Annotated in this window: 19 protein-coding genes; 12 read left to right on the forward strand and 7 right to left on the reverse strand. The window is 59.1% G+C overall.

The genetic code is table 11. From position 1 onward, the window contains the following. Window position 1: 1 nt before the first annotated feature. Window positions 2-931, reverse strand: coding sequence for a LysR substrate-binding domain-containing protein (locus tag QFI97_RS21270; RefSeq protein WP_346431934.1), 930 nt, complete (start codon window positions 929-931; stop codon window positions 2-4). Window positions 932-1,138: 207 nt separating this feature from the next. Between QFI97_RS21270 and QFI97_RS21275 the strand changes: the two genes are divergently transcribed. Genes QFI97_RS21275 through QFI97_RS21305 form a run of 7 tightly spaced genes read left to right on the forward strand, consistent with a single transcriptional unit; the run spans window position 1,139 to window position 7,555 of the window. Next, a complete protein-coding gene (locus tag QFI97_RS21275) occupies window positions 1,139-2,053 on the forward strand; it encodes a branched-chain amino acid ABC transporter permease (protein WP_223261742.1) in 915 nt (304 codons plus the stop codon). Window positions 2,054-2,061: 8 nt separating this feature from the next. After that, a complete protein-coding gene (locus QFI97_RS21280) occupies window positions 2,062-3,171 on the forward strand; it encodes a branched-chain amino acid ABC transporter permease (RefSeq protein WP_346431935.1) in 1,110 nt (369 codons plus the stop codon). Next, a complete protein-coding gene (locus tag QFI97_RS21285; RefSeq protein ID WP_346431936.1) occupies window positions 3,168-3,935 on the forward strand; it encodes an ABC transporter ATP-binding protein in 768 nt (255 codons plus the stop codon). Before QFI97_RS21280 ends, QFI97_RS21285 begins: the two co-directional genes overlap by 4 nt. Beyond that, window positions 3,928-4,647: an ABC transporter ATP-binding protein gene (locus QFI97_RS21290; RefSeq protein WP_095094733.1), complete on the forward strand. Its 720-nt coding sequence runs from the start codon at window positions 3,928-3,930 to the stop codon at window positions 4,645-4,647. The genes QFI97_RS21285 and QFI97_RS21290 overlap by 8 nt, the downstream gene beginning before the upstream one ends. Before the next feature lie 27 nt (window positions 4,648-4,674). Continuing rightward, window positions 4,675-5,832 (forward strand): branched-chain amino acid ABC transporter substrate-binding protein, encoded by a 1,158-nt coding sequence (locus tag QFI97_RS21295; protein ID WP_095094731.1) that lies wholly within the window; start codon window positions 4,675-4,677, stop codon window positions 5,830-5,832. 17 nt (window positions 5,833-5,849) lie between these two features. After that, window positions 5,850-6,332, forward strand: a complete 483-nt coding sequence (locus QFI97_RS21300; RefSeq protein WP_095094729.1) for an L-2-amino-thiazoline-4-carboxylic acid hydrolase — start codon at window positions 5,850-5,852, stop codon at window positions 6,330-6,332. Then, entirely contained in the window at window positions 6,329-7,555 is a 1,227-nt protein-coding gene (locus tag QFI97_RS21305) for a Zn-dependent hydrolase (RefSeq protein ID WP_331850629.1), read from the forward strand. Before QFI97_RS21300 ends, QFI97_RS21305 begins: the two co-directional genes overlap by 4 nt. A 49-nt stretch (window positions 7,556-7,604) precedes the next feature. Here QFI97_RS21305 and QFI97_RS21310 read toward each other — a convergent pair whose 3' ends face one another. Genes QFI97_RS21310 through QFI97_RS21320 form a run of 3 tightly spaced genes read right to left on the reverse strand, consistent with a single transcriptional unit; the run spans window position 7,605 to window position 11,088 of the window. After that, window positions 7,605-8,627 carry an ABC transporter permease gene (locus tag QFI97_RS21310; RefSeq protein WP_331850713.1) on the reverse strand — a complete coding sequence of 341 codons (1,023 nt, stop codon included), beginning with the start codon at window positions 8,625-8,627 and terminating at the stop codon, window positions 7,605-7,607. A 19-nt stretch (window positions 8,628-8,646) separates the two neighbouring features. Further along, on the reverse strand, window positions 8,647-10,131 hold the full coding sequence (locus tag QFI97_RS21315) for a sugar ABC transporter ATP-binding protein (protein ID WP_346431937.1): 1,485 nt from the start codon (window positions 10,129-10,131) through the stop codon (window positions 8,647-8,649). A 33-nt stretch (window positions 10,132-10,164) separates the two neighbouring features. Continuing rightward, window positions 10,165-11,088: a sugar ABC transporter substrate-binding protein gene (locus tag QFI97_RS21320; protein WP_095097958.1), complete on the reverse strand. Its 924-nt coding sequence runs from the start codon at window positions 11,086-11,088 to the stop codon at window positions 10,165-10,167. A 533-nt stretch (window positions 11,089-11,621) separates the two neighbouring features. On the opposite strand from QFI97_RS21320, the gene QFI97_RS21325 reads away from it, so the two are divergent. After that, complete coding sequence (locus QFI97_RS21325; protein WP_095094721.1) at window positions 11,622-12,155, forward strand: phospholipase D family nuclease; 534 nt, start codon at window positions 11,622-11,624, stop codon at window positions 12,153-12,155. Between the two features lie 39 nt (window positions 12,156-12,194). Here the strand turns inward: QFI97_RS21325 and QFI97_RS21330 are convergent, their stop codons facing one another. The 3 genes from QFI97_RS21330 to QFI97_RS21340 all read right to left on the reverse strand — a co-directional run bounded on the left by QFI97_RS21330 (window position 12,195) and on the right by QFI97_RS21340 (window position 14,260). Continuing rightward, a complete protein-coding gene (locus QFI97_RS21330; RefSeq protein ID WP_346431938.1) occupies window positions 12,195-12,608 on the reverse strand; it encodes a DNA breaking-rejoining protein in 414 nt (137 codons plus the stop codon). Window positions 12,609-12,673: 65 nt separating this feature from the next. After that, window positions 12,674-13,606, reverse strand: a complete 933-nt coding sequence (locus QFI97_RS21335; protein ID WP_095094717.1) for a LysR substrate-binding domain-containing protein — start codon at window positions 13,604-13,606, stop codon at window positions 12,674-12,676. 159 nt (window positions 13,607-13,765) lie between these two features. Then, window positions 13,766-14,260 carry a DUF1097 domain-containing protein gene (locus QFI97_RS21340; protein WP_331850631.1) on the reverse strand — a complete coding sequence of 165 codons (495 nt, stop codon included), beginning with the start codon at window positions 14,258-14,260 and terminating at the stop codon, window positions 13,766-13,768. Window positions 14,261-14,525: 265 nt separating this feature from the next. Between QFI97_RS21340 and QFI97_RS21345 the strand changes: the two genes are divergently transcribed. The 4 genes from QFI97_RS21345 to QFI97_RS21360 are packed head-to-tail and all read left to right on the forward strand — an operon-like array spanning window position 14,526 to window position 18,989. Continuing rightward, window positions 14,526-15,131, forward strand: a complete 606-nt coding sequence (locus tag QFI97_RS21345; protein ID WP_095094713.1) for an ankyrin repeat domain-containing protein — start codon at window positions 14,526-14,528, stop codon at window positions 15,129-15,131. Window positions 15,132-15,170: 39 nt separating this feature from the next. Further along, window positions 15,171-16,034 (forward strand): oxamate carbamoyltransferase subunit AllH family protein, encoded by an 864-nt coding sequence (locus QFI97_RS21350; RefSeq protein ID WP_095094711.1) that lies wholly within the window; start codon window positions 15,171-15,173, stop codon window positions 16,032-16,034. Next, a complete protein-coding gene (gene fdrA, locus QFI97_RS21355; protein WP_346431939.1) occupies window positions 16,024-17,571 on the forward strand; it encodes an acyl-CoA synthetase FdrA in 1,548 nt (515 codons plus the stop codon). Before QFI97_RS21350 ends, fdrA begins: the two co-directional genes overlap by 11 nt. Then, complete coding sequence (locus QFI97_RS21360; protein ID WP_095094707.1) at window positions 17,571-18,989, forward strand: YlbE family protein; 1,419 nt, start codon at window positions 17,571-17,573, stop codon at window positions 18,987-18,989. Before fdrA ends, QFI97_RS21360 begins: the two co-directional genes overlap by 1 nt. Window positions 18,990-19,047 lie beyond the last annotated feature (58 nt).

Consider the following 19,047-nt stretch of genomic DNA (forward strand, 5'->3'; position numbering starts at 1 on the left):
GCTATCCCAGCGCCTCGCTGCGCAGCCAGCTCTGCAGCAGCCTGCCGTTAGGCGTCATTTCGCTGTCCTGGCGCACGCACAGATAGTAATCCCGGCCGTCATCGATCGCCGCGTCAAAGATTTTCACCATCTCGCCGCTGTTGAGGTACGGCGCGATCAGCGGTTCGCGCATCAGCGCGCAGCCCAGCCCGGCCTGCACGCCGGCGAGGGTTAACAGCCCGTCCTCGAACAGCGGCCCCGTCGATCGCGGCGGGCGCCTCACCCCCTGCTGCACAAACCACTGGTTCCAGGTGCTGCGCTCCTCGTCATGAAGCAGCGGCATCTGCAGCAGCTGCTCCGGCGTATCAATATGCCCGTGCAGGCGGATAAACGCCCGGCTGCACACCGCCACCATTCTGCCGGAAATCAGCTTTTCGCTCTGATATCCCGCCCACTGCCCGTTGCCGAAGCGAATCGACATATCCGAGGCGTCGCTGAGGTAGTTACGGTGGTTGGCGTAAACCACATTGATTTCGGTCTGCGGGTTGGCGTGGACAAATGACGGCAGGCGAGGAATAAACCAGCCCATGCCAAACAGCGGGATCAGGCTGATCGTGACCTGCTGGCTCTGGACCTGATCGACCAGATGCTCGGTGGCCTGGCGCAGAACGTTAAACGCCGCGCGAATGGAGCGGTAGTATTCGCGCCCCTGCAGGCTGAGGGTCAGCCGTCGCCCCTGCCGCTCGGTGAGCGGGATCTGCAGGTATCCTTCCAGCACCTTCAGCTGATGACTGACCGCCGACGGCGATATCGCCAGCTCCCGGGCGGCCAGGGTGATGCTGCCGAGACGGGCGATAGCTTCAAATGCGCGCACTGCCCGCAGCGGCGGATCGTTGACCAGGCCGCTTTCCGTCCATACTTCCCGCTCCGCTGACTGTTCTGTTTTTTTCATATATTGATTTTCTTAGCGCTAAATGAGATCCGATACGTTATTTAATTATATTAAATATCATAAAGATAGATAAATTCGCGATCATAATAAGAAAGAATATATCCGTATTTTACAATTTAATTCATTTATTGGATGGTAGCCGTAATTTGAGCAAATTGTCGGGTAACTCGGTTGGACACACTCATACAACAATTCATCAATGGGATCATGCTGGGAAGCATCTATGCCCTTATCGCGCTCGGTTACACCATGGTGTACGGCATCCTGCGCATCATTAACTTTGCCCACGGCGATATTCTGATGATCGGCGCGCTGACGACGCTGTCGGCAATGAACGCGCTGAACGCCCATTTTCCCAACCTGCCGCCGCTGGCCCAGCTGATCCTGGCGCTGATGCTGGCTATGGCAGTATGCGCGCTGCTGGCGATGGCGGTTGAGCGCTTTGCCTACCGCCGCCTGCGCAACGCTCCGCGCCTGGCGCCGCTGATCTCGGGGATCGGCGTATCGGTGCTGCTGCAAACCGCGGCGATGATTATCTGGACCCGCAACCCGCAGATGTTCCCGCAGATCCTGCCGATGGAGCCGATCGCCATTACCCACGGCAGCGAAGCGCATCCGCCGGCGATCGTCACCGTGACCGGCATCGTCACCGTTGCGCTGGCTTTTGCGGTCATGCTCGGCCTGTGGCTGCTGGTGGAATTTACCCGCTTAGGCCGCGGCATGCGCGCGGTGGCGGAGAACCCGCGCATCGCCACGCTGATGGGGGTGAACCCCAACGCCATTATCACCCTCACCTTCGCGATTGGCGGCGCTTTTGCGGCGCTGGCGGGCGTCATGATGGCCAGCAACTACGGCAGCGCCAGCTTCTCAATGGGTTTTCTCCCCGGCATTAAGGCCTTCACCGCGGCGGTACTCGGCGGCATCGGCAATATTCGCGGCGCGATGCTCGGCGGCCTGCTGCTGGGGATCATCGAATCGCTGGGCGCCGGCTATCTCGGCGACCTGACCCACGGCGTCTTCGGCAGCAACTATCAGGATATTTTCGCCTTTATGGTGCTGATTGTGGTGCTGGTGTTCCGTCCCGCCGGTTTACTCGGCGAGCGCGTCGCGCATCGGGCATAGGAAAAAATATGACAACGGCACAACTCGTCGCGGCCCCCGCCGCCTCCCGTCGCTTCTGGTCCGGCATGACCCTGTTTATCTGCGCGCTGCTGGTGGCGCCGATGGTCGCCAGCCAGCTCGGCGGCAACTACTGGGTGCGGGTCATCGACTTCGCCCTGCTGTACATCATGCTGGCGCTGGGTCTCAACATCGTGGTCGGCTACACCGGCCTGCTGGATATGGGCTTTATCGCCTTTTACGCCGTCGGCGCGTACCTCGCGGCTCTGCTGGCCTCCCCGCATCTGCTGGAGACGTTCCCGCAGCTTCTGGCCTGGTTCCCGGACGGCCTGCACACCTCCTGGCTGCTGATTATTCCGTTCGCCGCGCTGGTGGCGGCGGGCTGCGGCATCGTGCTGGGCGCGCCGACCCTGAAGCTGCGCGGTGACTACCTGGCCATCGTCACCCTCGGCTTTGGCGAGATTATCCGCATTCTGATGCGCAACCTCGATCGCCCGGTGAATATTACCAACGGCGCAAAGGGCATTTCCGGCATCGATACGCTCAGCCTGTTTGGTCTTAAATTCAGCGGCGTCTATCACTGGTTCGGCGTTAAGGTTCCGGCGCTGTGGCTGTGGTACTACCTGCTGATGCTGGTGATTGTGGCGATTATTTTCGTCTGCCTGCGCCTGCAGCACTCGCGGATCGGCCGCGCCTGGCACGCCATCCGTGAGGATGAGGACGTTGCCCGGGCGATGGGCATTAATCTGCGTAACTATAAGCTGCTGGCGTTCGCCATCGGCGCGTCGTTCGGCGGCGTCGCCGGGGCGCTGTTCGGCGCATTCCAGGGCTTTGTCTCCCCCGAATCCTTCACCCTGCAGGAGTCGATTGCGGTCCTGGCGATGGTGGTGCTCGGCGGAATGGGGCATATCCCGGGCGTTATCCTCGGCGCCGTGCTGCTGACCGCCCTGCCCGAGCTGCTGCGCAGCCAGGCCGCCCCGCTGCAGCAGGCGCTGTTTGGCGAAGTGCTGATTGACCCGGAAATTCTGCGCCAGCTCTTTTACGGCCTGGCGCTGGTGCTGGTGATGCTGCTGCGCCCGCAGGGCATCTGGCCCGCCGGACATAAAGGAGCCAAAGCATGAGCCTGCTAAGCGTCAGCCATATGTCAAAGCGCTTCGGCGGCCTGACGGCGGTCGATAACGTCTCGCTCACCATCAACGAGGGCGAAATCTACGGTCTTATCGGCCCCAACGGGGCGGGTAAAACCACCTGCTTTAACCTGATAACCGGGCTCTATCCGGCGGACAGCGGCGAGTTCGCCATTGCCGGTCAGCCCTACTTCCCGAAGAACATTGAGAAAGTCACCGCCGCCGGTATCGCCCGCACCTTCCAGAACGTGCGGCTGTTTAACCAGATGTCGGTGCTGGAAAACGTGATGGTCGGCCGCCACGTACGCACCCGCAACGGCCTGTGGGCGGCACTGAGCCGCCACCGCCGCGCCCGCGCCGAAGAGGCGCAAACCCGCGAGCTGGCGTGGCACTGGCTGGAGTATACCGGCATCGCGCAGTTCGCCCACTACCGCGCCTGCGACCTCGCCTACGGCCACCAGCGGCGTCTGGAGATTGCCCGCGCGCTGGCTACCGATCCGCGTCTGCTGGCGCTGGATGAGCCGGCCGCCGGGATGAATGCCGCGGAAAAAGTGGCGCTTGGAGAGCTGCTGCTGCGCATCCGTAACGACGGCAAAACGCTGCTGATGATTGAGCACGACGTCAAGCTGGTGATGGGGATCTGCGATCGCCTGATGGTGCTGGACTATGGCAAAACGCTGGCCAGCGGCACGCCTGAAACCGTACGTCGCGACCCGGCGGTTATCGCCGCCTGGCTGGGAGGAAATGCGCATGTCTGATCTGTTAACCGTCAGCGGTCTTGGGGTGCACTACGGCGGCATCCAGGCGGTACGCGAGGTGTCGTTTAGCGTCCAGGAGGGCGAGCAGACGACGCTTATCGGCGCCAACGGCGCGGGCAAAAGCTCCACCGTCCGCGCCGTTACCGGCCTGGAGCCGTTTAGCGGCGACATCTTCTTCAACGGCAGGCCGGTACGCAAACGCCGGGCCGAAACGCTGCTGCGTGAAGGGCTGGTGATGGTGCCGGAAGGCCGCGGCATTTTCGCCCGCATGACGGTGCTGGAAAATCTGCAGATGGGCGCCTGGCTGCGCCGCGACGGCGCGGCGGTTAAGCGGGAGATGGACGACATCTTCAGCCAGTTTCCCCGCCTCGGCGAGCGCCAGCATCAGCTGGCCGGGCTGCTCTCCGGCGGCGAACAGCAGCTGCTGGCGCTGAACCGCGCCCTGCTCAGCCGCCCGCGATTGCTGATCCTCGACGAGCCGTCGATGGGGCTGGCGCCGCTGATGGTGGAGAATGTTTTTCGCGTTATTGCCACCCTGCGCCAGCGCGGCGTGGCGCTGCTGCTCATTGAGCAGAACGCGCGCCTGGCGCTGGAGGCCACCGACAGCGCGTGGGTGATGGACAGCGGCAGCATCGTTGAGCGCGGCGCATCGCAGGCGCTGCTGGCCGACGACCGCATTGCACAGATTTATTTGGGCGAAATGCCCGTTTAACACACCAACCAACATCAGGGAAAAACAATGAAAACAGCAAAAATCAGTGCGCTCAGCGCCGCTATTGTGCTCAGCGGTTTTGCCTCAACCGCCGCATGGTCCGCCGCCGGCGAAACCGTCACTATCGGCCTTGCCGGCCCGCTAACCGGCCCTTCCGCGCGTATCGGCAAGGACCTGGAAAACGGCGCCCGGCTGGCCATTGACGATATCAACAAGCAGCACCCGACGATCGGCGGCAAGGCGGTAACCTTTAAGCTGCAATCAGAAGACGACCAGTCTGACCCGCGCACCGCGGTAGCCGTGGCTCAGCGCCTGGTGGATAGCGGCGTGGCGGGCGTGGTCGGCCACTGGAATACCGGCACCAGCATTCCGGCGGCGCGGGTCTATCACGACGCCGGGATCGCCCAAGTTGCGCCGGTGGCGACCGGTCATGCGTATACCAAACAGGGCTTCGATACCAGCTTCCGGGTGATGGGCCATGACGATGACGGCGGCCAGTTTGCCGGCCAGTACGCGGTGCAGACCCTGAAGGCCAAACGCATTGCGGTGATCGACGATCGCACCGCCTTCGGCCAGGGCCTGGCGGATGAGTTTATTAAGTCGCTGAAGGCCCAGGGGATCGATATCGTCGATCGCCAGTACGTCGATGACAAAACGGTGGACTTCAGCGCCGTGCTGACGGCGATTCGCAGCAAAAACGCCGATCTGATCTTCTTCGGCGGCGTCGACAGCCAGGCTGCACCGCTGGCGCGCCGCATCAAGCAGCTGGGGCTCAGCGCCACCCTGATGGGCGCAGGCGGCTTCGTCAGCCAGACCTTCCTGCAGCTGGCGCAAAAAGAGGGCAACGGCGTGGTGGCGCTGGAGCCGGGACTGCCGGTGGAGCAGATGCCGGGCGGCAAGGCCTTTGAGCAGGCCTATCAGTCGCGCTATCACACCCATATCGAGCTGCACGCGCCGTTCGCCTACGACGCTACGCGCGTGCTGGTCGCGGCGATGGAAAAAGCCGACTCCGTCGATCCGGCCGTCTACCTGCCCGCCCTGCGCGCCATCAGCTACTCAGGCGTTACCGGGCAGATCGCCTTTGATAAAGAGGGCAACCTGAAGTCGCCAACCTTTACCGTCTACAAAGTCGTCGACGGTAAATGGCAGCCGCAAACCGTACTCGGCGGCGGCGCCACGAAGTAACGCAGTGAGGCAACGTGATGAGTGATAATAATGAGCTGGGCATTCTCGCCCGCCGCAAAATTGAAGCAGAGATTATTAAGCCGATTTACGACATCCTGGTCCGCGAGATTGGCAAAGCTCGCGCCCAGGCGGTCATCGGCGAGGCGATTGAAAACGCCGCCATTGAGGCGGGGAAAACCTTCGCCGCCAAAGAGCCCAACGGCGCGGATATCCAGAGCTTTATCGCCCTGCAGTATCTGTGGGAAAAGGACAATGCGCTGGAGGTCACCGTGCTGGATGCCGACGATCGGCAGTACAACTACAACGTTAACCGCTGCCGCTATGCCGAAATGTATCACCAGATGGGCCTCGGCGAGATTGGCCACCTGCTCTCCTGCGCCCGCGATGACAAGTTTATCGTCGGCTATGCGCCGGAGGTTGAGCTAACCCGCACGACGACCATTATGCAGGGCGCGCCGTGCTGTGATTTCCGCTATCGCGTAAAGAAGGACCCATCATGATAACCGTCAACGGCGAGCGCCTGTGGGCAACGCTTAACGCAATGGCGACCATCGGCGCGACGCCCGCCGGCGGCGTCACCCGGCTGACGCTGAGCGAAGAGGACCGCCAGGCCCGGGATCTGCTGCGCGACTGGGCGCTGGAGGCGGGATTTGGCTACCGGGTCGATAGCATGGGCAATATGTTTATCCGCCGGGCGGGTAAAAACCCGGCGCTGGCGCCGGTACTGACCGGTTCGCACGTCGACTCCCAGCCGCTGGGCGGCCGCTATGACGGTATCTACGGCGTACTGGCGGGGCTGGAGGCGCTGCGGGCGCTTAACGAACGCGGCAGCGAAACCGAGCGCGATATCGTGCTGGTGAACTGGACCAACGAAGAGGGCGCGCGCTTTGCCCCGGCGATGCTCGCCTCCGGCGTGTGGGCCGGGCAGTTCAGCGAAGAGTGGGCCCTTGCCCGCGAAGATCGCACCGGCGTCAGCGTCGGCGCAGCGCTGGAGGCTATCGGCTATCGCGGCCAGCACCCGACGGCCGCATTTCCCCTGCACGCCTGCTACGAGGTGCATATCGAACAGGGGCCGATTCTGGAAGACGAAGGAATTGATATCGGCCTCGTGCACGCGGCGATGGGCCAGCGCTGGTTCAACGTCAGCCTGACCGGCTTCGCCGCCCACGCAGGCACCACGCCGATGGGCAGCCGTCGCGATGCGCTAACCGCTTTTGCCGAGCTGGCGCTGGCGGTGGAAGAGATCGGTCTTGCCCACCAGCCAGACGGCCGCGCGACGGTCGGCACCGTGCAGGTGACGCCGGGTTCGCGCAACGTGGTGCCCGGCCGCGTGGAGTGCAGCGTCGAGTTTCGCCATCCGCAAAGCGACGCTCTCGAAGCGATGGAGCTCGCGCTGCGCCGCGCCGCCGCGGCGCTGGGCGAACGCGGCGTGACGGCAGAGGTCGAGCGCATTTTTGACTACGCGCCCATCGCCTTCGACCCCGACTGCCTGGCGCGCAGCGAGCGGGCCGCGCTGGCGCTCGGCTACAGCGCTAAACGGATGGTTTCCGGCGCCGGGCACGATACCTGCTATATCAGCAAGGTAGCCCCCGCCAGCATGATATTTATCCCCTGCGAGAAGGGGATTAGCCATAATGAGGCCGAAAATATTCTGCCCGCCTGGGCCGAAAAAGGGGCCAACGTCCTGCTGCACAGCCTGCTGCTGGCGGCAAACGAGGCGTAACCCCCCCGCGTATGAAAACCAATGGCCCGCGGCGGGCCATTTTTAAAACCTAGTGTTTTTTACGGTTGCGGCGCATATCGATGGTCACCGCGGCCACGATAATGATGCCTTTAATAATATCCTGCACGTAGGCATCCACCCCGACGAAGGTGAAGCCGCTTTTAATCAGCCCCAGGATCACCGCCCCTATCAGCGTTCCGGTAATCCGCCCGACGCCGCCCATCAGGCTGCTGCCGCCGATCACCGCGGCGGCAATGGCATCCAGCTCATAGGACATCCCCATGCTCGACTGGCCGCTGCTGACGCGCGCCGCCAGCACCACGCCGGCGAGGCCGGAGAGCGCGCCGGCAATGGTATAAACGATAACCAGATACTTGTTGACGTTGATGCCGGAAACTTTCGCCGAGGTCATGTTGCCGCCGATGGCGTAGACGTATTTACCGTAGCGGGTATGCTTTAGCGCGACATGGAACAGCGCGGCGATCACAAAGAAAATAATGACCGGCATCGCCCCCTGCCCCACGGCGGTAAAGCTGTCGGACAGGAAGCTAATCGGGTTGCCCTGGGTGTAATACTGCGCGAGACCGCGGGCGGAGACCATCATCCCGAGGGTGGCGATAAACGGCGGGATCCCGGTGCGGGTCACCAGAAAACCGTTGGTCAATCCGCAGAGCAGGCCGACGCCGATCCCGGCCAAAACGGGGATCGCCGCCGGCAGGTTGACCAGCGACGGAAACATAGGCGTCAGGCTGTCCGAGGTCTGCGCCAGGCTCGCCGCCACCACCGCCGCAAGGGCGATAACCGAACCGGAGGAGAGGTCAATCCCGGTGGTAATAATCACCTGAGTCACCCCAACGGCGATAATACCGATAATTGCCACCTGTAAAACAATCAGCACCAGGCGGTTGCTATTCATTAAAAATGATTGGTCGCGAACGAACCAGCCGGCAATTTCAAAAGTCAGGGCAATCACCACCATGACGATAAATATCCCGGTATCTTTCGGCATTTTATGCCGCAGATGACGAAAGAAAGAGGGTTTCTCATTTACGGGAGCTGCGGTCAATTTCATATTGCTCATTCTCTACGCCTCAATTGGATGCCAGCGACAAAATGGTTTCCTGATCGGCCTCATCTTTTTCAAGGATGCCGGTAATACGCCCTTCGTGCATGACCATCACGCGGTCACTCATCCCGAGAATTTCCGGTAGTTCAGAAGAAACCATAATCACCGCGACGCCACGGTTCGCCAGTTCGCTAATCAGATGGTAAATTTCAGCCTTCGCTCCCACGTCAATACCGCGGGTCGGCTCATCGAGAATTAATATTTTGGGCTGGGCTAAGAGCCAGCGGGCAATCAGTACTTTTTGCTGATTACCGCCGCTGAGGTTATTAATAATTTGATCCATCGTCGGAGTTTTTATATTCAGGCGGCGGATCTGCGCCATACAGTCTTCCGCCATTTTCATATGTTTCACGAACCCGCTTTTGCCGACATATTCCGGCATATTGACGATGCTCATATTCTCCAGCACCGACAGGACGAGGAACAGGCCTGACTTTTTGCGATCCTCGGTCAGCAGCGCCATCCCTTTTTCGATGGCCACGGAAGGAGAATCGATCTTCACCGGGACGCCATCAATCAGGACCTCTCCGTCGTCAAAGCTCTCCATGCCGAACAGACACTCCATCACCTCGCTGCGTCCGGCCCCGACCAGCCCGGCAACGCCGAGGATTTCGCCGCGACGCACGCTGAAGCTGATGTCATCGAAATAGCCCTTTCGCGACAGATTCCGCACGCTCAGGACATCCTCCCCAATCGTATTATTGAATTTTGGGAACAGCTGGGTTAATTCACGCCCGACCATCTGGGTAATTAACGACTGGCGGGTGTACTCCGCCGTCTGTTTACTGTCCACCCAGCTGCCGTCGCGAAAGACGCTGACTTCATCGGTGATAGCAAAAATCTCATCCATCTTATGGCTGATATAGATGATGGCTTTACCCTGCGCGCGGAGGTCGCGAATAATCGTAAACAGGTGCGCGACCTCCCCTTCGGTTAATGCCGAGGTCGGCTCATCCATAATGACGATATCGGCGTTCCACGAGACCGCTTTGGCAATTTCGACCATCTGCTGGGCGGCGATGCTAAGATCGCCCACCAGCCGATCGGCAGCGAGGCGAATATTGAGTTTATTCAGCAGCGCATGGGTCTGGCTAATCAGCTGGCGATGATCGACAAAGCCATACTTCATCGGCTCGCGGCCCAGCCAGATATTTTCCGCCACCGTCATATGCGGCACCAGATTAAGCTCCTGGTGGATCATCGAGATCCCCGATCGCAGCGCATCCATCGTGTCCTGAAACTGAACCGGCTGGCCTTTGACTCTTATTGCGCCCTTATCGGGCCGGTAAATCCCGATAAGGCATTTCATTAGCGTGGATTTACCGGCCCCATTTTCGCCCATCAGCGCGTGCACCGTTCCCGGGCGCACGCGTAATGAGACATTATCGAGCGCCTTCACTCCGGGAAAGAACTTGCTGATACCTTCGGCTTCTAGGGCAAAAGCGTTCATACATCAACCTCCGTACCGCTGGGCCTGGAATGGTTATTTTTGGTTGCGGCTGACGAAATCAGACATGTTTTCTTTGGTAATCAGCTGGTAGGGGACGTCGATGAATTTTTCTACTTTCTCACCGTTAGCCAGCTTGATGGCGGCGTTGACCGCGCCTTCACCCTGACCTTTCGCGTCCTGGAAAATCGTGGCGATCATCTTGCCGTTTTTGAGCATCTGCAGCGCGTCGGGGGTGCCGTCAACGCCGGCGATCAGAATATGATTTGGGTTGCTGCCCAGCGCCTGCAGCGCGCCAATGGCCATTTCATCATTGTTTGACGCAATGGCCTGGATATCTTCCCCGCTGGTCATCCAGTTGCTCACCACGTCCACCGCGTCATTACGCATGAATTTGGCGGTCTGCTTTTGCACAATTTTAATATTCGGGTATTTTGCCACTACCTCTTCCACGCCCCTGGTGCGGTCGCGGGTCGATTCATTCGCCAGATCGCCCAGCAGAATCGCGACGTTTCCTTTACCGTTCATCGCCTTCGCCAGCGCTTCCATCTGCAGACGACCGGCGAGGACTGAATCCGAGCCGACGTAGGCCATTTTGTCCGTCAGCGGCAGCTGCGGGCGACGGTTAACGAACACCAGCGGAATACCGGCTTTGGTCGCCTGATCTATAATCGGTTTCACCGCGTTGGTGTCGACCGGGGCAACGATGATGGCATCAACGCCCTGGCCGATGAAGTTCTGAACCTGCTGGAGCTGCTGCGCCACGTCGCCCTTGGCGTCTTCAACCTGCGACTTGACGCCATCTTTTTGCATCTCTTTTTGCATTGCGGTACGCAGGATCGTCAGAAAGTTATCATCAAAAAGCGCCATCGAAACGCCGACGGAAATATCTTTTGCCATAACAACCGCAGGCAACATACAGGCTAACAAAGAGGCAACAATCGTTTTCTTGATATTCACAGTTGATCCTTGAGCGTCGTTGATACGCCAGTTTATTGAGATAAATGAAAAATTAATTTCATAAATAACGGGGCAAACACCTGCCTGTCCTTCGGCCAGAGCACGCGTCTCTGCCAGCGCCGTCGGCTCACCTTTCGCTAAAAACCGCTAAAATCAGTTGATTTATAATGAATTATTAAAACAGCAGTTCATTAATCATCTACGCTTGCGGTCATCACATTTCAGTCAGTTTGTTTCATTAACAACTAATTTGAAACTTTTATAATTAAATAACTGAAATGAAAATTTTAAAACCACGTAGTAACAGAACTTTGACAGATATCTAACATTGCTGCATAAACGAGCGAAAAATGAGAGGCGGCCAGCAGTTTGCTCACGAGCCGATGGGGCGGGACTGGCATTCAGCAGGAGATGATTTCATTGGGGAATCATTCATGGATGGACATGCTTTATCATGGATAGACACTGGAACGATGCGCCGCCGGGAGCGTAGACTGCGCCCTTCCGGTTCTCCCGATCTCGACAGGACAGTTATGCTGCGCTCCTCAATCTATCAGCCGCTGATATTCGCAACGGCGCTATCGCTGTCCGCTTTCGCCCAGGCCGCGCCTGATGTCGAGGTGGGCTTTTCACCGGAGGGATCGGCCCGGCAGCTGGTTCTACAAACGATTAATCAGGCCCACATCTCGATCCGCATGATCGCCTACGCCTTTCAGGCTCCAGATATTGCCCGTGCGCTGGTGGCCGCCAGGGATCGCGGCGTTGACGTGCGGATCGTGGTGGATAAAAAGCGCAACCGCGCGAAAGCCAGCCGGCTCATGATGCAATATATGGTGCAACATGGCGTGCCGCTCCGCGTCGATGGCCACTATCACATTCAGCACGACAAGACGATTATCGCCGATGGCGCAACGGTGGAAACCGGGTCATTTAACTACGCCCCTTCGGCGGAAACGATGAATAGCGAAAACGTAGTGGTTATTCGTAACCGGCCGGAGATTGCGAGGAAGTATATCGCGCACTGGCGATCGCGGTGGGCGCAGGGTACTCCCGCCGGCGGGCTATAAGCGCACTAAATAGCCGCCCGCAGGCGGTTTGCCGGCAGGCTAGTGGATAATTTTAAGCGTCAGCTCATAGGGGCTGGTTTTACCCTCATCGCGCGCGCCGCCCATTTGGTACACGCGAACGGTATATTTCCCGCCGGTCGCCAGGCGCTGCTCGAAATCGCCTTCACGCATGGAGCCATTAAAAACCGTTTCATTAGCCGGGTTAATGACGTTGAAATAGGGATGGTGGGCGCTGCTTTTCATACTGACGCGCATCGTCTGGCCCGCTTTAGCCACCAGCGTATAGTCTTTCACGTCGGCCCCGCTCACCGCATTATGGAGCCTGGCGCCGCTGGTGCCTTTAGCGAAATGAATCGGCTGGGTATTTATTTTATAATTTGCCAGCGATAATACCGGCGTTAATAAACAACCAGCACAGATCAAGCCGCCAACAATTAGCTTTAATTTTCTCATTTAATTAACACCTTATGTTTTTATACCCGCTGTTATATCACATAAAGTGGCCGGGTCCGTTCCCGTTATTTCCCCCGATGGAGTAAATCCTGATAAATAGCGGTCAACTGGCCGCCCGGACGAAACTCCTTTTTAATCCACTGGGTCACCTGCCCGGTCGCCGCGTGCTGGGTGGCGAGGAGCATTCCCGAATCCTGGCGCGGGTTGTGGATCTGGCGCGTCACCAGCAGCCGCTCGTCCATCGCTTCATGGACCATATAATCCGGCAGAAAGCCAATTCCCTCGCCGAGGATCTGGCACTGGCACTTGGTATTAAAATCCGGCACCAGGATCGCCTCCTGACCATGCAGCAGCCAGCCGACCTTTTTATTAATCGTATTCGCGGTGTCTTCCACCATGATATTCGGATACAGGCGCAGCTGGCTTTCGGAGATAGGCTCCGGCATAAACGCCAGCGGGTGATCCGGGGCAATGGCGAATACCCAGCGAATCGCGCCGATTTCGGTGTAATCAATGCCGCCGCCGTCAAGCAGCGTATCCGGGGCGCCGATGGCAATGTTGGCCTGATTATTAATAATGGCGTCCCAGACGCCGTTATAAACCTGGGTGGTGACGGTTATCTGGCAGGTGGGAAACTGTTTTTTAAGCACCTGCAGCAGGCGTGCGGTGTGGCGCGGCGTATACAGCAGCTGATTAATGCAGATCCGCACCCGCGCCTCGATGCCCTGGGCGATGGTATCGATGCTGCGCTTGATGGCGTGGAAATCATTCAGCAGGTCGGTGGCTTTGCGAAAAAGGTAGTAGCCGGATTCGGTGAGCTCAATGCTGCGGGTATTGCGGGTAAACAGCACCACGTCCAGCCCGGTCTCCATCCGCTTAATGGTATAGCTGATGGCGGAGGTCGTGAGCCCCAGCTCATCCGCCGCCTTGCTAAAGCTGCCAAAGCGCGCCGCCGTGGTAAACGCCAGAAGATTCTCTTCGGTAAAAATTGAGTTCATGCGCCCGCTCCTGCTCTCGTCAACCGGCCATCCGTTAGATCCTCACGCTGAATGTATTTGCTGCGCTGATGATTGGGCAACCATTTTTGAATAACTTTTAACGCCATGCTGACAGCCTGGCCGAAGGAGCTCCCGGTTCCTTCGGCCAGCGGCGTCGTTTCAGGCCTCGGGTTTCGACGTCGCTTCGCTCAGCCGACGGCCGGTATACTCGGAAATAAGGCCGACGCAGTTGCCGGCAAAGAAGCCCAGCAGCGTCACCGGCCAGTTCAGCCCGGAGGCGAAGAATAGCGTCATGCCGAGAAAGCCGCCGGGGATAAACGAAGTCAGAGCAAACCGTCCCTGCCAGACAATCACGGCCGAGAACGGCACCGTGACGATGACGCTGGCCCAGAAGCCCGATATGCCGCTCAGCGCGGCGACCCATCCCGAGGCCAGCGCCGCAAGAAACGCCCACCCCGCCCCGGAATAGTTAACAAACAGGCTTTTGATAAACCCCTCTTTTCCCCCGCCCGCGGCGTAAAAACTGCAGAAGGCGACGAAGCCAATCGTACCTAATAATTCCCAGCCGTGCTCAAGCCCAACCTGCGAGGAGATCAGCTGCCAGACGCCGGCGCTAATTCCGACAGTAATCCCCGTAGCCGTGAGTCCGTTCATCTTGTCCTCCTCCGGATAATCGTTTCCAGGAGTCGTTATTACGTTCGGCAACTATATATAAATAAAACCCGATTGCATTAAGGGGAATACGGAGAAACCAGCAAAGGGTGCATCACCGCACAGTCTGCATCCATTATTAAATAAAATTCAACAATCGGCCGCTTTCCGGCGAATAAATTTTAAGCGGGTTCTTTTATCATTTTTTCATTGCTATTCTCAGCCCATCGACCAAAAGCATCAGCGCAAATTTATCCGGAGCCGGTTTATGTCCAGGGAAAATCTCATCACTGAATACCTGTTAGCGGCGGAGCAAGGAAACCTCGCACAATTAAAACAGTGCCTGCTCCAGGGCGTTAATATTAACAGCACTAACCGCCTCGGCCAGACGGCAATTGTCCTTGCCAGCCTCCATCAACACTATGACTGCGTGGCGCAGCTTATCGATGCGGGAATCGATATTAATAAACAGGACCAGACCTGTTTTAACCCCTTCCTGCTAAGCTGCCTGAATAATGATTTAACGCTGCTGCGTTTAATTCTTCCCGCCGCTCCGGACCTGAATTGTTTAACTCGTTTCGGCGGAGTCGGCCTGACCCCAGCCTGTGAAAAAGGCCATCTGGCGATCGTCAAAGAGCTGCTGACGCACACCGCGATTAACGTTAATCACACCAACTTTGTCGGCTGGACGCCGCTGCTGGAAGCCATCGTGCTCAACGACGGCGGCGACACGCAGCAGGCGATCGTTGCGCTGCTGCTGGAGCACGGCGCCAGCCCGCATATGACCGATAAATATGGCCGAACTCCGCTGGAGCTGGCGCGGGATAAAGGCTTTAGCGAAATAGCCCGGCTGCTGATTGCCGCGGGCGCCTAGCCGAGGAGAACCGCTATCGACACCTCCGGACGGCGGTGTGTGCAAGCGCTAACTGCGGACGAACGGTTTCTCGCACAGCGCGGCAGCGGGCGGGTTGAACAGCTCTTTTCCCGGGCGGTAAATCTGTTTGTTCCGGGTCCGCAGCGGATGCTGACGCTGCTTTGCGCGGATTACGATAACGCGCCCAACAGCTGTAGGTTGGCACTCACACACTTTGACAATCTGTTGCGGCCCGGCCAGCCGGTTCGCTTTCTTGATTCAGGCATCGCGTTCGGCGATAGCGGATGGATAGAGACATCGCTATGCCGGCGCTGGCAAATGGCCAAACCGACGCTGAGCGTCGACCGCCTGCGGCATATTCCGTGGCGGCGCTGGAGCCAAACGCTCCGCCAGCAGCTGCGCGAAGATGAAACTTTATTTCTCTATCGCGGCAATAATCCTTTTCATCAGGAAATTAGCCGGCAATTACGGCAACGCCGCCGCATTTTACTAGCGGCCCTGCAGCAGGGAGAAGAAATTACGCCTGCGGTATCCTCGATGCTGGGGTTGGGTATTGGCCTGACGCCGTCGGCGGATGATTACCTGGTTGGCATGAGCACTATTTTATTGCTCCCAGGACACCCGGCAGAAAAATACCGGGAAGATTTTTTATTGGCCCTCCAGCGCACCGGGAATAATACCACGACGCTCAGCGCCATAACCTTAGAGGCTGCATTAAACCAGCGTTACAGAGAAAGTATTGCGCGCTTTATTCATTATTTACTGAATGAACCAGAATCTTTTTCTGTCGACGCTATTGGCGATATTAAAAATATTGGCTCAAGTTCCGGCTGCGACATGCTGTACGGCATGGCGGACGCCTGCGCCCTGAGCCAGGCGTATGGAGGAAATGATGTCAGTTAAAATAATCGTTAAGCCAAATACCTATTTTGATTCCGTTTCGCTGATGTCGATTTCGACGCGGGCTAATAAGCTCGACGGCGTCGAGCAGGCGTTTGTGGCGATGGCCACGGAAATGAACAAAGGGGTGCTGAAAAATCTCGGGCTGCTGACGCCGGAGCTGGCGGCAGCGAAAAACGGCGACCTGATGATCGTCATTAAGGGTCGCGACGGCGCGGACAACGAACAAACCCTGGCGGCCATCGAAGAGCTGTTCCACAACAAGGCGCAGAGCGGCCAGCATGAAGCCCGTTATGCCACGCTTGCCAGCGCCAAAAAGCATCTTCCCGAGAGCAATCTCGCGGTGATTTCGGTCAACGGCCTGTTCGCCGCCCGGGAAGCCCGCCAGGCGCTGCAAAACGACCTTAACGTTATGCTGTTCTCCGATAACGTCACGGTAGAAGAGGAGCTGGCGCTTAAGCAGCTGGCCCATGAAAAAGGTCTGCTGATGATGGGGCCGGACTGCGGCACCGCCATTATTAACGGCACCGCCCTGTGCTTTGGCAACGCGGTGCGCCGCGGCAATATCGGGATTATCGGCGCTTCCGGCACCGGCAGCCAGGAGCTGAGCGTCAGGATCCACGATTTCGGCGGCGGCGTGTCGCAGCTTATCGGCACCGGCGGCCGCGATCTGAGCGAAAAAATCGGCGGCCTGATGATGCTGGACGCCATCGGGATGCTGGAAAACGATCCGCAGACCGAAATCATCGTCCTGATCTCCAAACCCCCGGCTCCGGCGGTGGCGCGGAAGGTCGTTGAGCGCGCCCGCGCCTGCCGCAAGCCGGTGGTGGCCTGCTTCCTCGGTCGCGCCGAAGCGCCTGCGGATGAGAGCGGCCTGCAGTTTGCCCGCGGAACCTACGAAGCGGCGCTGAAAGCGGTCGCGCTCTGCGGCATTACGCCCGCAGACGACGATCGCCAGGCTGCCGATCGGGCGCTGATTGCCGAGGTTCGCGGGCGCCTGACTCCGCAGCAGAAGTATATTCGCGGCCTGTTCTGCGGCGGTACCCTGTGCGATGAAACGATGTTCGCGCTGCTGGAAAAAGAGGCCGAGGTCTACAGCAATATCCAGCCCGATCCGGCCCTGCGCCTGACGGATATCAGCCGCAGCATTAAGCATACCTTCCTCGATTTTGGCGACGACGACTTCACCAACGGCAAGCCGCACCCGATGATCGACCCGACCAACCGCATCCAGCGGCTATTGCAGGAGGCCCGCGATCCGCAGGTCGGCGTCATCGTCATGGATTTCGTGCTCGGCTTCGGCTCCCATGAAGACCCGGCCGGCGCGATGCTGGAGGCGATCAAGCAGGCGCAGGCTATTGCCGCCGCCGACGGGCGCCCGCTGGCGATCCTCGGCTACGTGCTGGGCACCGACCTCGACGCCCCTTCCCTGGAGCAACAGCGCCGCATGCTTAGCGATGCGGGCGTCATTCTGACCAGCAGCAGCAGCCATACCGGCCTGCTGGCGCGCGAGTTTATCTGCAAAGGAGAGAAAGCCTGATGAGCCAGCCACTATTCAACCAGCCGCTGAACGTGATTAACGTTGGGATCGCCCTGTTCAGCGACGATCTGAAAAAGCAGCACGCCGCCGTTACTCAGCTCGACTGGACGCCGCCGGGCCAGGGAAATATGCGGATAGTACAGGCGCTGGACGCCATCGCCGACTCCGCGCTGGCCGACAAAATCGCCGCCGCCAACCAGCAGGCGCTGGAGCGCATTATTCAGTCGCACCCGGTGCTGACCGGCTTCGACCAGGCCATTAACGTGGTTCCCGGCATGACCGCCAAAACCATCCTCCACGCCGGGCCGCCAGTGCAGTGGGAGCAGATGTGCGGCGCGATGAAGGGCGCGGTGACCGGGGCGCTGGTGTTCGAAGGCCTGGCGCAGGATCTGGATGAGGCCGCAGAGCTGGCGGCTTCCGGGGAGATCATCTTCTCGCCGTGCCACGAACATGACTGCGTCGGCTCAATGGCGGGCGTCACCTCGGCCTCAATGTTTATGCATATTGTCGAGAATAAAACCTACGGCAACGTGGCGTTTACCAACATGAGCGAGCAGATGGCGAAGATCCTGCGCATGGGGGCCAACGACCAGAGCGTGATCGATCGCCTCAACTGGATGCGCGACGTTCAGGGGCCGATGCTGCGGGACGCAATGAAGATCGTTGGCGAAATCGATCTGCGCCTGATGCTGGCTCAGGCTCTGCATATGGGCGACGAGTGCCACAACCGCAACAATGCGGGCACCACCCTGCTGATCCAGGCACTGACGCCGGGCATTATTCAGGCCGGCTATTCCGTCGAGCAGCAGCGCGAAGTCTTCGAGTTTGTCGCCAGCAGCGACTACTTCTCCGGCCCGACGTGGATGGCGATGTGTAAAGCGGCGATGGATGCGGCCCACGGCATTGAGTACAGCACCGTGGTCACCACCATGGCGCGCAACGGCGTCGAGTTCGGCCTGCGCGTCAGCGGCCTGCCGGGAGAGTGGTTTACCGGCCCGGCCCAGCAGGTTATCGGCCCGATGTTTGCCGGCTATAAACCGGAAGACTCCGGGCTGGATATCGGCGATAGCGCGATTACCGAAACCTACGGCATCGGCGGTTTTGCGATGGCGACGGCCCCCGCTATCGTCGCGCTGGTTGGCGGCACGGTTGAGGAGGCTATCGATTTTTCACGCCAGATGCGCGAAATCACCCTCGGTGAAAACCCCAACGTCACCATTCCGCTGCTCGGCTTTATGGGCATCCCGACCGCTATCGATATCACCCGCGTCGGCAGCAGCGGCATTCTACCGGTGATCAATACCGCCATCGCGCATAAAGATGCCGGGATCGGCATGATCGGCGCCGGCATTGTCCACCCGCCGTTCGCCTGCTTTGAAAAGGCGATTTTGCGCTGGAGCGAGCGCTACCTCGCGTAGCAAAGAGTTGTCCGGGAGCGGCGCAGGCGCCGCGTCCGGGCAACGGTGAACAACAAGC

Source organism: Klebsiella scottii, assembly GCF_036561945.1.
Classification (GTDB): domain Bacteria; phylum Pseudomonadota; class Gammaproteobacteria; order Enterobacterales; family Enterobacteriaceae; genus Klebsiella; species Klebsiella scottii.

Coding starts and splice junctions, on each gene's coding strand:
- QFI97_RS21305 (WP_331850629.1), top strand. CDS start 6,329: ATGATAACCGTCAACGGCGAGCGCCTGTGGGCAACGCTTAACGCAATG.
- QFI97_RS21290 (WP_095094733.1), top strand. CDS start 3,928: ATGTCTGATCTGTTAACCGTCAGCGGTCTTGGGGTGCACTACGGCGGC.
- QFI97_RS21315 (WP_346431937.1), bottom strand. CDS start 10,131: ATGAACGCTTTTGCCCTAGAAGCCGAAGGTATCAGCAAGTTCTTTCCC.
- QFI97_RS21335 (WP_095094717.1), bottom strand. CDS start 13,606: ATGAACTCAATTTTTACCGAAGAGAATCTTCTGGCGTTTACCACGGCG.
- QFI97_RS21330 (WP_346431938.1), bottom strand. CDS start 12,608: ATGAGAAAATTAAAGCTAATTGTTGGCGGCTTGATCTGTGCTGGTTGT.
- fdrA (WP_346431939.1), top strand. CDS start 16,024: ATGTCAGTTAAAATAATCGTTAAGCCAAATACCTATTTTGATTCCGTT.
- QFI97_RS21340 (WP_331850631.1), bottom strand. CDS start 14,260: ATGAACGGACTCACGGCTACGGGGATTACTGTCGGAATTAGCGCCGGC.
- QFI97_RS21285 (WP_346431936.1), top strand. CDS start 3,168: ATGAGCCTGCTAAGCGTCAGCCATATGTCAAAGCGCTTCGGCGGCCTG.
- QFI97_RS21300 (WP_095094729.1), top strand. CDS start 5,850: ATGAGTGATAATAATGAGCTGGGCATTCTCGCCCGCCGCAAAATTGAA.
- QFI97_RS21270 (WP_346431934.1), bottom strand. CDS start 931: ATGAAAAAAACAGAACAGTCAGCGGAGCGGGAAGTATGGACGGAAAGC.
- QFI97_RS21360 (WP_095094707.1), top strand. CDS start 17,571: ATGAGCCAGCCACTATTCAACCAGCCGCTGAACGTGATTAACGTTGGG.
- QFI97_RS21280 (WP_346431935.1), top strand. CDS start 2,062: ATGACAACGGCACAACTCGTCGCGGCCCCCGCCGCCTCCCGTCGCTTC.
- QFI97_RS21325 (WP_095094721.1), top strand. CDS start 11,622: ATGCTGCGCTCCTCAATCTATCAGCCGCTGATATTCGCAACGGCGCTA.
- QFI97_RS21295 (WP_095094731.1), top strand. CDS start 4,675: ATGAAAACAGCAAAAATCAGTGCGCTCAGCGCCGCTATTGTGCTCAGC.
- QFI97_RS21345 (WP_095094713.1), top strand. CDS start 14,526: ATGTCCAGGGAAAATCTCATCACTGAATACCTGTTAGCGGCGGAGCAA.
- QFI97_RS21310 (WP_331850713.1), bottom strand. CDS start 8,627: ATGAAATTGACCGCAGCTCCCGTAAATGAGAAACCCTCTTTCTTTCGT.
- QFI97_RS21275 (WP_223261742.1), top strand. CDS start 1,139: ATGCTGGGAAGCATCTATGCCCTTATCGCGCTCGGTTACACCATGGTG.